Raw genomic sequence first — 13,795 nt, 5'->3', positions numbered from 1 at the left:
GAGAGTTAAGTGTTTGTTTTTCATTGTCGGTTACCAACTTGTCCCATAGTAAGTTCTACCTTATTTCTTTGTCTCATTCTAGTTTCCAGTTTTTAAGACAGACTAGAACTTACTTTGGGAATTTACTATACAATAAAAAATCAAAAAAATGTATTGACAAACAAAGTCACATGTATTATACTAGTTATTGTTCTAAAAATGGTCCGTTGGTCAAGGGGTTAAGACACCGCCTTTTCACGGCGGTAACACGGGTTCGAATCCCGTACGGACTATTTCTTCCGCCATAGCTCAGTTGGTAGAGCGCATGACTGTTAATCATGATGTCACAGGTTCGAGCCCTGTTGGCGGAGTAGATAAAGCATAGGAAACCTTGAGAAATCAAGGTTTTTTGTTTTTTACAAGAAAAAACCGAGAAAGTTTAGGATTCTCGGTTCTTAGAATAATAGTATCTAATGAATTGATAGGAGAAAAATACAAAAACTGCACCAAAAGAAATCAGTAAACCTAAATAGAAACCATTTGGTATAAAGGTTAAAACTAGTTTAGTTTGACCTGGACTTACATCCACTTTCATAAAACCCTCTTGCGCTTTTTGGATTTTGATAGGTTTACCATCAATGGTTGCATTCCATCCTTTATCATAGGGTAAAGTAAGGAGGAGCGAGGCTTCTTTATCGGTTACAAAATCAACGGTTACTTTATTACTATCAGTTTTTGTTACTACTTGTTTTTCTTGGAGAATGGAAATAGCCTGTTGGAAAGCTAATAAGTCCAATCGATAAAATTGTGGTTTATCAAAAGAAACTTGATTATTTTCAGGAAAATATACATCGACTTGAACTTGTACATCTGTAGTAAAGCTCCCCACATTGAAGAAAGAGAAAGCATTATCTAGTGTAAACTCACTTGACTGATTATTGACAGTAATGACAACCTTTTTTTGATTCTCATTTGAGAATGTTAAATTTGGCAAATTTAAGTATACTTGGCTATTTGCAGGTATATTTACTAAGAAAGTTGCCTTTGCAGCATTCTCATTGTCAACTTTGTTGACAGTCAATCGATTGTTCAGTTCAACTGTATTTTGTGAAATAACATCTGATAAAGTGTGGTAGTATTTTTGAGATAGCCCTGTTAGTTGATTAAGAAAATTTGTTTGATTATCGAGAGTCAGATTTGTAAAATTGACATCTCTGTAAATCCCTTCAGTCAATAGGGCTAACCCTAGATTAAAACTATTTTCGTAAAGATTAATAGTAGACTGACTCTGATTCAGTGTGAAACCAAACTTATTTGGGTCCGTAGTAGCTAAATTATATTTGATTCCGAATAGGCTATCAGCAATAATTGTATTATTCTGATAACGAAGATTCAAATTGGTACCGTCTGAACGGAAACCGAGCTTATCTAGTACTGAGCTGGAAGCACGATTTCGAATGGAGGAGAATTGAGAAATACCGTTGTAATTGAATTTCATGCTATCATTGCCAGTTTGTGGTAATAGACGTTCTATACGATAAAATGAATCAGTTGTAGTCTTTGTAGACTTTACAATACTGTCAATATCTGTCAATTTTTCTTCATAGTTTGATCGGCTAGGGAAATGCCATTCATCAGAAATCCCCTGAACCTGATAATGACTATGTAATCCAAGTTCTAAGAAAGTGAAGAACAATAAAACAATATTAATCCATTTTAAGGATGATTTATAGTGAATCATTGCTACAAAAAGAATGAAGTAGGCTATTAGAAATTCTAGTGTGAGTAGGAAATTTACATCCATTAGAAACTCATAATGATCTCTAAAAATAAAGGTAGAAGCAAAGCAAATGAGTAAAAATGAAACAATCAGAGTAAAATTTTTAATACTTACTTGACGTAGTCGTACCAATGTCTCTGCTGCTAAATAGATAACGGTTATTGATAGAGCCCATGCATAACGATAGAGGAACATGTTTGGCGCATGCATACCTTGCCAAAAAAGATTGAGTGGTTGTAGGTAGAAACTTGAAATAATGAATGTAAAGAATAGAGAATAGGAGAGTTTGACAGTTGGTTTTATTTCTTTTAATGTAAAGAATAATAAAACGAGTATTAGTGGAACGAGACCAACAGAGATCATGGGAATAGAACCGAATTTTGTTGTATCAAAGCTACCAACTAAGTTTTTTGCAAAGAAGTCCAGATACCAAGAGTCTTCGGTTTTTAGGTTGACAATTTTTGTAAATGTCTCACCATGAGTTTTTAAATCCAAGTAGGTTGGTAACAACATGAACATGCTGCTTAGAGCAGATAAAATTGACACTATTGTAAAGTTGATAAATCTTTTGATTCTCTGACTATCTATCCATGATAATTGAACCAATGTCCATAATGTTAGAAAAATAGCCACCATATAACCGAAGTAATAGTTTTGGATAAACAAGCATGTTAATGTTATGTAGTAGAGAATCGGACCCTGTTTTTTTAATAATCGATGCAATCCAAGAAGAACGAGTGGGAGGAGTATAAAAACGTCTAGCCAGTTGTTTATTTCTAATTGACTTGTACTAAAACTCATCAGAGAAAAACTAGTAGCGAGTAATAGTGCCCATTCTTCTTTCAAATTTTTATGGATACCCTTTAGGCTGACATAAGTTGACAACCCAGTCAATCCAAATTTGACAATAGTGACAAGGTAGATAGCGTCAGGCATGGATTGTAAATCAAAGAAAAAGACAATTGGAGACAGGAATGAACCTAGGTAATAGGAGGATAGAGCATAAAAATTGAGTCCTAAACCACTTGAAAATGTGTAAAAGAGAGAGCCGTCTCCGTGTAAAGTATTTCGTAATGTTTGATTAAAAATAACATACTGGTGGAAGCCATCACTGGCCAATATTGTTGTATCACTTCCCCACCATATTCCTTGAAATGCTAAGACGATAGAAATAATAGTCAGCGGAATAAGGAAAGATAAGAGATAATAAATGGATGTTTTTGTAAATATTTTTTTCATAGATTTAAAAGAAAAGGCGAATAAATCGCCTTTTTATTATGCTTTCCAAAGTTCTTGTACTTTTGCTTGTACTTCAGCATTTTCTAAGAATTCATCATAAGTTTCGTCGATTCGGTCGATAACACCGTTTTTAGAAATGACGATGATATGGTTTGCTAAAGTTTGAATAAATTCGTGGTCGTGGCTGGCAAAGATGATAGACTCTTTAAAAGCTTTCAAACCATCGTTTAGACTGGAAATTGATTCCAAGTCCAAGTGGTTGGTTGGATCGTCTAAGACCAAGACATTTGACTTAAGGAGCATGAGTTTTGACAACATCACGCGCACTTTTTCGCCCCCTGACAAGACGTTTACAGGTTTGTTAACCTCATCACCCGAGAAGAGCATACGTCCCAAGAAACCGCGCAAGAAGGTATTGTCATCTTCTTCTTTGCTGGCAAATTGACGGAGCCAATCAAGGATAGATTCGTTTGTATCGAAGTCACGAGTATTGTCTTTTGGTAAGTAGGATTGACTAGTAGTGACACCCCACTTGACAGTACCTTCATATTCAATATCGCCCATAAGAGCACGAATGAGAGCAGTTGTTTGGATGTCGTTTTGACCAATAAGAGCAGTCTTGTCACCTGGACGCAGGATAAAGCTGATATTGTCAAGAATCGTTTCACCATCGATGACAACTTTTAAGTTTTCAACTGTTAGGAGGTCATTACCGATTTCACGTTCTGATTTGAAGTTGATAAATGGATACTTACGGCTAGAAGGAATAATTTCCTCCAACTCGATTTTATCCAGCATCTTCTTACGTGAAGTAGCTTGCTTAGACTTAGAGGCATTAGCAGAGAAACGAGCAACGAATTCTTGTAATTCCTTGATTTTTTCTTCTGCTTTGGCATTACGGTCAGCTTGTAGTTTAGCTGCTAATTCACTAGATTGTTTCCAGAAGTCATAGTTACCAACGAAAATCTTGATTTTACCGAAGTCTAGGTCGGCCATATGGGTACATACTTTGTTTAAGAAGTGGCGGTCGTGGGATACAACGATAACCGTATTTTCAAAGTCAATCAAGAAATCTTCGAGCCAGTTGATAGATTGGATATCGAGACCGTTGGTTGGTTCGTCCAAAAGAAGAACATCAGGCTTACCAAAGAGGGCCTTAGCCAAGAGGACCTTAACCTTCTCACCGTTGGTCAATTCGCTCATGTTTTGGTAGTGGAGGTCTTCTGAAATGTTGAGGTTTTGGAGCAATTGAGAAGCTTCACTTTCAGCTTCCCAGCCACCAAGTTCAGCAAACTCACCTTCTAATTCAGCAGCACGAACACCATCTTCATCAGAAAAATCTTCCTTCATGTAAATAGCATCTTTTTCTTTCATGATGCTGTAAAGTTGCTCGTTCCCCATGATAACAACGTCAATCACGCGCTCATCTTCATAGTCGAAATGGTTCTGACGTAGCACAGAAAGGCGTTCGTCTGGTCCAAGTGAAATATGACCTGTTGATGGCTCGATGTCACCAGCAAGAATTTTTAAAAATGTAGATTTACCGGCCCCGTTTGCACCAATCAAACCGTAGGTATTTCCTGCTGTAAATTTGATATTGACATCGTCAAATAATTTGCGGTCGCTAAAGCGAAGCGACACGTCTGATACTGTAAGCATAGTTTCTCCTCTATTTCTGTCTATTAGTTTTATTGTACTAGAAAGAACTTGAATTTTCAATGAATTACATTGGAATCAAAATATCTTCATCATAATGTTTATGGTCTTTTTGAAGACTGAAGCCACGTCCACGCACCTGACTCGCAGGCATAACAACCATAAAGGCAGTTTCATCAATTTCTAATACCGCTGTCTCCAGTTTCTGCATTTCTGGAATAGAGATGGTGGTCATCAACATGCGCTTGTCAACCCCTGTAAAGCCACCGATAATTGGGAGCTCTGTCACACCGCGATCAGCAACTTTTGTGATGTAGTCTTTTATTTCTTCTGATTTTTGAGAAATAATCATGACATTTCGAGAAGATTGGTTACCAGACATCATGCGGTTGACAATATAAGTAATGGTCATTAGGGCAATAATCGAGTACATAACAGTATCAGTATCGAAGGCAATAAATCCAAGACCAACGATAATACCATCAATAATAGCCATTGTCAGACCTAATGATAAAGGGGTGTACTTGTGAATAAATTGAATAAGAATACCTGTCCCACCAGTAGAAGAATTTCCAAGGAAAACAAGCCCAAGTCCAAAACCTAGGATAATTCCACCGAAAATAGCAGCTAGGAGAGGATTTTCTGTCAAGTTGGGTAAACCTGCTGTCAACTTGATGCAAAGAGGATAAATGACAGCACCATAGACAGTTTTGATAAATACAGATTTTCCTAAGAACAACCAACAGATGATTAATAAAGGGATGTTACAGTAGAGGACAAAGTCAGACGGACTCCACCCCAGAAGAGCATTGAGTGCGATTGCTAAACCTCCGACCCCACCAGATACGATATTATTCTCTAGAAAAAAACTGTTAAATCCAATGGCCATGACAACTGATCCGAGTGTGACAGAGATAAAGTCCTTTATACGTTCTTTCATATATTCTCCTTGGTTAGTGTTATAAAAGCAATTTCTATTATCCCTAATTTAGACAGTATCGTCAAGGCTTTGTCAGCTTGACTTTCTAATTTTTTGCGGTTATAATAGGAATCAATCAGAAGAGTAGTAAGTGGATAATTTTTAGAGAGTTTGTGGTTGGTGGAAACAAACAAGAGTCGCTTATGAATGGACTGAGTGAATAGAATCTGAATAAATAAGGATTCGGCTAGCAGGCCTTATGTGCAAAAAGATGTAAGCTTATTTAATGCTTATAAGTGAGGTGGCACCGTGTCCTTGACGCCCTCGCACAGTTTTCTGTGCGTGGGCTTTTATTATGTAAAAGGAGAATATTTTATGAGTAAACCGATTATCCTAACAGGAGACCGTCCAACAGGCAAATTACATATTGGACATTATGTTGGTTCGTTGAAAAATCGTGTTTTATTACAGGATGCAGGTCAACATGAACTTTTTGTCTTTTTAGCAGACCAACAAGCTTTGACAGATCATGCAAAGGAACCGCAAAAGATTGTTGAATCCGTTGGAAACGTAGCACTAGATTATCTAGCGGCAGGACTTGATCCAGCTAAGACAACGATTTTCATCCAGAGTCAAATTCCTGAATTGGCAGAGTTGACCATGTACTACATGAACTTGGTATCTGTTGCACGTCTAGAACGCAATCCAACGGTTAAGACGGAGATTGCTCAGAAGGGATTTGGTGAAGGAATTCCAGCTGGTTTCTTGGTCTATCCTGTGTCACAAGCGGCGGACATTACAGCCTTCAAGGCAAATTTTGTCCCTGTAGGAAATGACCAGAAACCGATGATTGAGCAGACCCGTGAAATCGTTCGTAGCTTTAACCATGCTTATCAGACGGATATTTTGGTGGAGCCAGAGGGGATCTATCCTGAAAATGAGGCAGCTGGTCGCTTGCCAGGTTTGGACGGTAATGCCAAGATGTCTAAGTCACTTGGAAATGGGATTTACTTAGCCGATGACATGGATACACTCAAAAAGAAAGTCATGTCCATGTACACAGATCCAAACCACATTCGTGTAGAAGACCCAGGTCAGATTGAAGGAAATATGGTTTTCCACTATCTTGATGTTTTCGGACGTGAAGAAGATAAGGCTGAGATTGAAGCCATGAAAGAACATTACCAACGTGGTGGCTTGGGTGATGTGAAAACCAAACGCTATCTTCTTGACATTTTAGAACGTGAATTGGGACCAATCCGTGAACGTCGAATCGAGTTTGCCAAAGACATGGGACAGGTCTATGCAATGTTGGAAGCAGGTAGCCAAAAAGCTCGCCAAGTTGCTGCTACAACTCTTGACCAAGTGAAATCTGCTATGGGAATTAACTATTTTAAATAAGGTTAACAATGAGAGAGCAATGTTGAGAAAATGTTGCTTTTTTCATTTATTTTACGACGTAGCAAAAAACAAACGTTCGAATTTTATATATAAAACTGAATAGAATTTTCTGAATTTTTAGGAATGATGATATTAAAGCGAATAATGATTGACAAATGATTTCAAAATGTTATCATAATTAAAATACAAATAGCAATCACGCTACATATTAAATAAGAAAAGAGGAAGAAAATGTCAAACTGGGACACTAAATTTTTGAAAAAAGGCTTTACTTTCGACGATGTATTACTTATTCCGGCTGAAAGTCATGTATTACCACATGATATTGATTTAAAAACACAATTAGCACCAAATTTGACCCTTAATCTTCCGATTATTTCTGCTGCCATGGATACAGTAACAGATAGCAAAATGGCTATCGCTATGGCGCGTGCAGGTGGTTTGGGCGTCATCCATAAGAATATGTCCATTGCAGAGCAGGCTGATGAGGTGCGTAAGGTAAAACGTTCTGAAAATGGTGTCATTATCGATCCATTCTTCTTAACACCAGAACACACCATTGCTGAAGCTGAGAAATTGATGGCTACTTATCGTATTTCCGGTGTGCCAATCGTTGAAACATTAGAAAATCGTAAGTTGGTCGGTATTATCACCAACCGTGATATGCGTTTCATTTCAGATTACTCACAGCCAATTTCGACAAACATGACAAGCGATGCTTTGGTAACAGCGCCAGTTGGAACAGATCTTGCGACTGCAGAGGCTATTCTTCACAAGCATCGTATTGAAAAATTGCCATTGGTTGATGAAAATGGTCGTTTGTCAGGCTTGATTACCATCAAAGATATTGAGAAAGTGATTGAGTTCCCAAATGCTGCGAAGGATGAATTTGGTCGTCTTTTGGTTGCAGGTGCTGTCGGTGTCACATCTGATACTTTTGAACGTGCAGAAGCCCTTTTTGAAGCGGGTGCAGATGCCATTGTTATCGATACTGCTCATGGTCACTCAGCTGGTGTTCTTCGTAAGATTAAAGAAATCCGTGACCACTTCCCAACTCGTACCTTGATTGCCGGTAATATTGCCACAGCTGAAGGAGCTCGTGCTCTTTATGAAGCTGGTGTTGATGTTGTCAAGGTCGGTATTGGCCCAGGTTCAATCTGTACAACACGTGTCATCGCAGGTGTCGGTGTACCACAAGTGACAGCTATCTATGATGCAGCTGGTGTTGCGCGTGAATATGGTAAAACCATTATCGCTGACGGTGGCATCAAGTATTCGGGAGATATTGTCAAGGCACTTGCTGCGGGTGGTCATGCCGTTATGCTTGGTTCTATGTTTGCTGGTACAGATGAAGCACCAGGTGAAACAGAAATCTTCCAAGGTCGTAAGTTCAAGACCTATCGTGGTATGGGCTCTATCGCTGCCATGAAACAAGGTTCAAAAGACCGTTACTTCCAAGCATCTGTAAATGAAGCCAATAAACTTGTTCCAGAAGGAATTGAAGGACGTGTAGCCTATAAAGGTTCTGTTGCAGATATGATTTTCCAAATGGTTGGTGGACTTCGCTCAGGTATGGGTTATGTAGGTGCTGGTAACTTGAATGAATTGCATGAAAATGCTCAGTTCATCGAAATGTCAGGTGCTGGTTTGAAAGAAAGCCATCCACACGATGTTCAAATTACAAACGAAGCTCCAAACTATTCAGTACAGTAAACAAAAACAAGACCCTCTTGACAGGGTCTTTACTTTTTTGTAAATTTTATTGACAATAGTGTAAACAATCTTATTCTGACTCAGTAACCTTACCAGACTCAATATGGAAGATTTTTAAACTATCAGGTAGCTTATGTAAATGGTCTAAAGAGGTCGTTGTAATAAATGTTTGAATCGTATCTGTAATAGTTTCTAGTAGTTTGATTTGACGATTATTATCTAGCTCACTCATAACATCATCTAAGAGTAGAATTGGGTATTCTCGTGTGACCTCCTTCATCAGCTCAATTTCAGCCAGTTTGAGTGACAGAACGAGACTGCGGTGCTGACCTTGGCTACCATAATGGGCATTCATTCCATTTATAAAGAAAGCTACATCATCTCGATGTGGTCCAACTCCTGTATTTTTCTTAAATAAATCACGTTTGCGACACCTTTCCAATTCCGTCAAGAATTTGTCAATTAAATTGACATCATCTGTCAATTCGATTGAGGTTTTGTATTCGATTGTCAATTCTTCCCGATTGCCAGATATTTCTTGAACTTTTCTATTTCCGAATTCCTCTAATTTCTTTAGAAAGTCAATACGATGTTGGATAACACGACTACCATATTCAGCAAGTTGCTGATCTAACACGGATAGGAAGTTCTCATCAATTTTATCTGTAGATTTGAGGTAAGTATTTCTTTGTTTTAAAACGTGGTTATAATTCGATAGGTCAGAGAGATAGAGTGGTTTGATTTGCCCGAGCTCGACATCGATGAACTTTCTTCTCAAAGCAGGCGCACCTTTTATCAGCTGTAAATCTTCAGGGGCGAAGAGAACAACATTCATGTGGCCGATATAGTTGGAAAGCTTGGCTTGTTTGAGATGGTTGACCTTGGTCACTCGCCCCTTGTCTGTCAAGTGAATGTCAAGGGGAACTTTACCGCTTGTGCGATGGAGTAAACCAGAAATAGATAATTCCTTTTCTTGAAACTGTAGCAGGTCCTTATCTGTCCGTGTTCGATGACTTCGTGTTAAAGCTAAAGCATAGATAGATTCTAGAATATTGGTTTTTCCTTGGGCGTTTTCGCCTAAAAAGACATTGAGCCCTTTGTGGAACTCAATATCTAATTGGTTGTAATTGCGAAAATGTTGTAACTCTAATCGTTCTAGCCACATGTCTACATACCAGGGAAACGAACAGGTTTTCTTTCAGTCTTTTTAGTTGCTTTTTTAGGAGTTTTTACCTGTTTCTTATTCTTTTTATTTTCTTGATTTAACTTTTTAACGATTGCAGCCACACGTTCTTTTTCAGCTTGATCTTCTTGGTGTTGCTGTATTTCTTCTGCACTAGGTGCGACGATTGTGATGCTGGTGTTGTGGTCTGGGAGTGTGATAACATCTCCGACACGGATTTTTTTACCGCGTCTTTTTTCATCCTCTCCATTGAAAAGAATGGTATTTTCTTCTAAAAATCCTTTAATGGCCCCTCCTGAATGGAGAATACCAGTCGTTTTTAATAATGCTTGTAATGTGATGTAGTCATCAAATAATTTAAATTCCATAAGTCACCTCGTTACAGAATATTATATCACAAAATGGTATAATGGAAGGTACAATGTTTGAAAGAGGAAGAAGATGAAATTACAAGAGGGAGTAGATCTTCATTTTATTGATACAGATCAGTTTACGACAAATCGTATACGTATTCGCTTTGCAGCTGAAATGAGTGAGGCTACCGTTGCTGGTCGTGTGTTAGTTGCAAATATTTTTGAAATGGGTAACCAAGAATTTCAGACTGCTCAGGCTGTTCGGAGAAGATTGGCAGAATTGTATGGTGCTCAGTTCTCGACCTCAGTTTCAAAACGTGGTAGGGTGCACTGTGTAGATGTGACAATTTCATATGTCAGTCCTCGTCACTTGCCAGAAAATGAGGATATTACAGTAGAGATTCTTGATTTTTTATACACGTGTATATTTAGACCACTGAAAAAGGGACGAGGATTTGATAGCCAGATTTTCGAGGTTGAAAAAACGAATTTAATCAATTTTCTTCAGTCAGAGATAGAAGATAATTTTTATCATGCAGATGTTGAAATGAGTAAGCTTTTTTATAAAGATCCCTCTCTTCAAATTCCACGCGTCGGTAGGCTTGATTTGGTTGAAAAAGAAACAGCAGAATCAACCTTTCAGATTTATCGGAATATGTTGCGTATGGATAAAATTGATATATTTGTCTTAGGGAAGGTTGACAGAGAGCAAGTCAAAAGAAAACTTGAAGATTTTGGTTTTACTTATAGAAATCCAAAATTAGAGTTAGAATATCATCAGGAATACTCAAACATAACGCAAGAAAAAATCGAGCGTAAACAGGCAAGGCAGTCCATTTTGGAATTGGCATATCATTTACAGGTGGTTTACAATGATGTAAACTATCCAGCTTTGATGGTATTTAATGGTCTACTAGGTGCTTTCTCCCATTCGAAATTATTTATGAATGTTCGTGAGAAAGAAAGTTTGGCCTATACAATTGGAAGTCAGGTCTCTATTTTTTCAGGAATGCTGAAGGTCTATGCTGGAATTAGCCGCGAAAATAGACTCAGGGTAATGAAGTTAATTAGTAAACAACTACTTGATTTAAAATGTGGTAAATTTACAGAAGAAGAATTAGAGTTGACAAAAAACATGTTGATTCATTCAGCAACCTTGGCTCAAGATAGGCAGAATAATTTGATAGAACAAGTATATAATCAAGTTACCTTAGGAAATAGAAATTTAAGTTGGCTAGATTGGATTGAGGCTATCAAATCGGTATCAATAGACGATGTCATTCGAGTAGGACAGATGATTAATTTACAGGCTGTTTACTTTATGGAGGGGACAGAAGAATGAAGTTAGTTGAGAAGAAGTATCCTTACATGAAAGAATCTGTCTTTTATGGGAAAGTTGACAATGGGTTGACAGTTGTTTTACTTCCTAAAGTAGATTTCCATGAGACATATGGAATTCTAACGACCAATTTTGGGGGTATTCATACTCGATTTACATTGGCTAATGGTAATAGTGTTGTTTATCCTGCAGGGATTGCACACTTTTTAGAACATAAGCTGTTTGAAACTGAGAATGAAGAGGATATTATGAATGAGTTTGCTAAATTGGGAGCAAGCGCAAATGCTTATACCAGTTTTAGACAGACTAGTTACTTATTTTCAACGACTCAGAAAGTATTGGAGTCTCTATCACTTTTACAATCTTTTGTTCGAGAACCGTATTTTACAGAAGACAATGTAGAAAGAGAACAGGGGATTATTGAACAAGAAATTGAGATGTATCAAGATGATGCAGATTATCGCTTGTTTACGGGAATTTTATCATCGCTTTATCCAGAAAGTCCTTTGGCCTATGATATAGCAGGGACAGTTGAATCAATTGCTGCAATTACTGCGGATGATTTACATGAGAATTTTGATGTGTTTTATCATCCAAGTAACATGAATTTATTCGTTATTGGTAATTTTGATTTAGAGGCAGTTTGGAAACAAATTTCAAGTTATCAAGTAGCTCAGATGGATAATCCAGCTCAGTCGTTTGAATTGGCAGGTGTCCAAAAGTTGCCGATACAGGAGCATCTCTCAGAACAATTTGAAGTATCTACCCCAAAATTGGCTGTTGGTTTACGGGGAAATGACGAGGTTGATAAGGAGACTATTCAGAAATATCGGCTCAGTTTACAATTTTTATTTGCCATGTTGTTTGGTTGGACTTCAAAACGATACCAACAGTTATACGAGCAGGGAAAAATTGATTCTTCTTTCCAGTTCCAATTAGAGGTTACACCTGAGTACCACTATTTGATTATCTCGGGAGATACTCAAGAACCCATTACGCTTTCTAGTATACTGATGAAAGCACTTAGGAAATTTGAGGATGATGCAGATGTGACAGAGGATCATTTACAATTGTTGAAAAACGAGATGTATGGAGATTTTATTCGTAGCTTAAATTCTCTTGAGTTTACAGCTAGTCACTTTGTTTCTCAGTATTCAGAATATGAAAATGTTTTTGATATACCTCAAATGATACAAAGTCTTCAGTTAGATGACATCAGAGAGGCAGGTCGTCGCTTTATTGATCACTGTGATATGACAGATTTCACGATTTTTCCAAAATAAGTGGGCGCAACCCGTCGAAATTTCCTTGGAATTTTGTTAGAATAGTATACTGTACATGATGAGCGATAGAGAGAGGGTATTATGAGACAAAAGAGTATAGGGGAAGTACTTAGAACAGCTAGAGAAGGACGGGGTTGGACATTCGTTGATTTGCAACGGATAACAAAAATCCAAGCTAAATATTTGCAGGCACTTGAATACAATGATTTTGATTTTATTGCAAACTCAGATGATGTTCATTCTATTTTAAGAGCATATGCTGAGGCTTTGGAATTAGATGCAGATGTCCTACTGGATGCTTACGAGACCAATAGTTTAGTGAAATATTATGAAGATGGAGAAGAAGAACTCCGATCTTCAGAATTGAAAAGAAGCTATAAGGTTCGTAAACGTAAAAAGAACTCTTATCTTCCGTTGATTTACTTATTACTTGCGACGGGTTTGATAATTATTTTTGTGACTTATATTGTTCATAGCAGGCTCCAAAATAGAGCATCTATTACGCCTACTACAACGTCATATAGTATAGTTGAGCAATCTGTATCTGAAGCAAGTAGTGGCACAGAGACGAGTTCTACTGAGCAGGCGCAGTCAAATTCAACGAGTTCAAGTAGTTCCGCTACAGAAAATGTGACTATTTCAGGATCAGGTTCTAACATTGTTGCGACCCTTAAAACAGTGACTTATCCAGTAGAAGTAACTGTAACAGCAAAAAATACAACGAGTTGGATCAGCCTTTCTGACACCTTGTTAGAGGGGGGCGTTACACTAACACCTGATAATCCAACAGTAACTACTACTATTGAAGAAGGAGTGACTTCTACTACACTTGTTCTTGGTGTTGTCAAAGGAGTAGAGGTAAGTGTAGGTGGCCAAAAGTTAGATATATCAGCTCTGACAGCCGATACAGGGTCGGTCACTTTAAATTTTGAATAAGGGCAATAAAGGTA

10 protein-coding genes, 2 tRNA genes and 1 other annotated feature are annotated in these 13,795 nt (G+C 37.7%); of the genes, 7 read left to right on the top strand and 5 right to left on the bottom strand.

What is annotated here, in order from left to right; all coding sequences use genetic code 11:
- The first annotated feature begins 200 nt into the window (after window positions 1–200).
- Both ODU46_RS08795 and ODU46_RS08790 read left to right on the top strand, forming a co-directional pair.
- Window positions 201–272, top strand: a tRNA-Glu gene (locus ODU46_RS08795).
- Between the two features lie 5 nt (window positions 273–277).
- Window positions 278–350: transfer RNA gene (locus tag ODU46_RS08790), tRNA-Asn, on the top strand.
- A 68-nt stretch (window positions 351–418) separates the two neighbouring features.
- Here ODU46_RS08790 and ODU46_RS08785 read toward each other — a convergent pair.
- The 3 genes from ODU46_RS08785 to ODU46_RS08775 form a co-directional block, all read right to left on the bottom strand.
- The gene (locus tag ODU46_RS08785; protein ID WP_336370425.1) at window positions 419–2,998 is read right to left on the bottom strand and encodes a YfhO family protein; all 2,580 of its coding nucleotides are present in this window, start codon (window positions 2,996–2,998) and stop codon (window positions 419–421) included.
- Window positions 2,999–3,034: 36 nt separating this feature from the next.
- The gene (locus ODU46_RS08780; RefSeq protein WP_012775415.1) at window positions 3,035–4,657 is read right to left on the bottom strand and encodes an ABC-F family ATP-binding cassette domain-containing protein; all 1,623 of its coding nucleotides are present in this window, start codon (window positions 4,655–4,657) and stop codon (window positions 3,035–3,037) included.
- A 64-nt stretch (window positions 4,658–4,721) separates the two neighbouring features.
- Entirely contained in the window at window positions 4,722–5,594 is an 873-nt protein-coding gene (locus tag ODU46_RS08775; RefSeq protein WP_114866989.1) for a YitT family protein, read from the bottom strand.
- 101 nt (window positions 5,595–5,695) lie between these two features.
- Window positions 5,696–5,902: a binding site (T-box leader), on the top strand.
- 46 nt (window positions 5,903–5,948) lie between these two features.
- On the opposite strand from ODU46_RS08775, the gene trpS reads away from it, so the two are divergent.
- Complete coding sequence (gene trpS, locus ODU46_RS08770) at window positions 5,949–6,974, top strand: tryptophan--tRNA ligase (RefSeq protein ID WP_114866988.1); 1,026 nt, start codon at window positions 5,949–5,951, stop codon at window positions 6,972–6,974.
- Window positions 6,975–7,205: 231 nt separating this feature from the next.
- Window positions 7,206–8,687, top strand: a complete 1,482-nt coding sequence (gene guaB / locus ODU46_RS08765) for an IMP dehydrogenase (RefSeq protein WP_074391306.1) — start codon at window positions 7,206–7,208, stop codon at window positions 8,685–8,687.
- Window positions 8,688–8,757: 70 nt separating this feature from the next.
- On the opposite strand, the gene recF is transcribed toward guaB, so the two are convergent.
- The gene (gene recF / locus ODU46_RS08760) at window positions 8,758–9,852 is read right to left on the bottom strand and encodes a DNA replication/repair protein RecF (protein ID WP_398579521.1); all 1,095 of its coding nucleotides are present in this window, start codon (window positions 9,850–9,852) and stop codon (window positions 8,758–8,760) included.
- Window positions 9,853–9,854: 2 nt separating this feature from the next.
- On the bottom strand, window positions 9,855–10,238 hold the full coding sequence (gene yaaA, locus ODU46_RS08755; RefSeq protein ID WP_029186223.1) for a S4 domain-containing protein YaaA: 384 nt from the start codon (window positions 10,236–10,238) through the stop codon (window positions 9,855–9,857).
- A gap of 73 nt (window positions 10,239–10,311) precedes the next feature.
- Here yaaA and yfmF point away from each other — a divergent pair, with 73 nt between their 5' ends.
- From yfmF to rodZ, 3 genes are all read left to right on the top strand, one after another.
- A complete protein-coding gene (gene yfmF, locus ODU46_RS08750; protein WP_014638852.1) occupies window positions 10,312–11,565 on the top strand; it encodes an EF-P 5-aminopentanol modification-associated protein YfmF in 1,254 nt (417 codons plus the stop codon).
- Window positions 11,562–12,845 carry an EF-P 5-aminopentanol modification-associated protein YfmH gene (gene yfmH / locus ODU46_RS08745; RefSeq protein ID WP_248019119.1) on the top strand — a complete coding sequence of 428 codons (1,284 nt, stop codon included), beginning with the start codon at window positions 11,562–11,564 and terminating at the stop codon, window positions 12,843–12,845. Before yfmF ends, yfmH begins: the two co-directional genes overlap by 4 nt.
- A gap of 81 nt (window positions 12,846–12,926) precedes the next feature.
- Window positions 12,927–13,781 (top strand): cytoskeleton protein RodZ, encoded by an 855-nt coding sequence (rodZ, locus tag ODU46_RS08740; protein WP_015647575.1) that lies wholly within the window; start codon window positions 12,927–12,929, stop codon window positions 13,779–13,781.
- Window positions 13,782–13,795: the final 14 nt, after the last annotated feature.

Origin of the sequence: Streptococcus sp. 2020WUSS089 (genome assembly GCF_044427405.1) — a bacterium.
GTDB classification, from domain to species: domain Bacteria; phylum Bacillota; class Bacilli; order Lactobacillales; family Streptococcaceae; genus Streptococcus; species Streptococcus hashimotonensis.
Note: the sequence above shows the minus strand (reverse complement) of the source record. Positions and strands in the feature narration are given on the sequence as shown.

Bases quoted from the DNA above. Each gene is read 5' to 3' on its own strand.
- ODU46_RS08785 (WP_336370425.1), bottom strand. From the start codon at position 2,998: ATGAAAAAAATATTTACAAAAACATCCATTTATTATCTCTTATCTTTC.
- ODU46_RS08780 (WP_012775415.1), bottom strand. From the start codon at position 4,657: ATGCTTACAGTATCAGACGTGTCGCTTCGCTTTAGCGACCGCAAATTA.
- ODU46_RS08775 (WP_114866989.1), bottom strand. From the start codon at position 5,594: ATGAAAGAACGTATAAAGGACTTTATCTCTGTCACACTCGGATCAGTT.
- trpS (WP_114866988.1), top strand. From the start codon at position 5,949: ATGAGTAAACCGATTATCCTAACAGGAGACCGTCCAACAGGCAAATTA.
- guaB (WP_074391306.1), top strand. From the start codon at position 7,206: ATGTCAAACTGGGACACTAAATTTTTGAAAAAAGGCTTTACTTTCGAC.
- recF (WP_398579521.1), bottom strand. From the start codon at position 9,852: ATGTGGCTAGAACGATTAGAGTTACAACATTTTCGCAATTACAACCAA.
- yaaA (WP_029186223.1), bottom strand. From the start codon at position 10,238: ATGGAATTTAAATTATTTGATGACTACATCACATTACAAGCATTATTA.
- yfmF (WP_014638852.1), top strand. From the start codon at position 10,312: ATGAAATTACAAGAGGGAGTAGATCTTCATTTTATTGATACAGATCAG.
- yfmH (WP_248019119.1), top strand. From the start codon at position 11,562: ATGAAGTTAGTTGAGAAGAAGTATCCTTACATGAAAGAATCTGTCTTT.
- rodZ (WP_015647575.1), top strand. From the start codon at position 12,927: ATGAGACAAAAGAGTATAGGGGAAGTACTTAGAACAGCTAGAGAAGGA.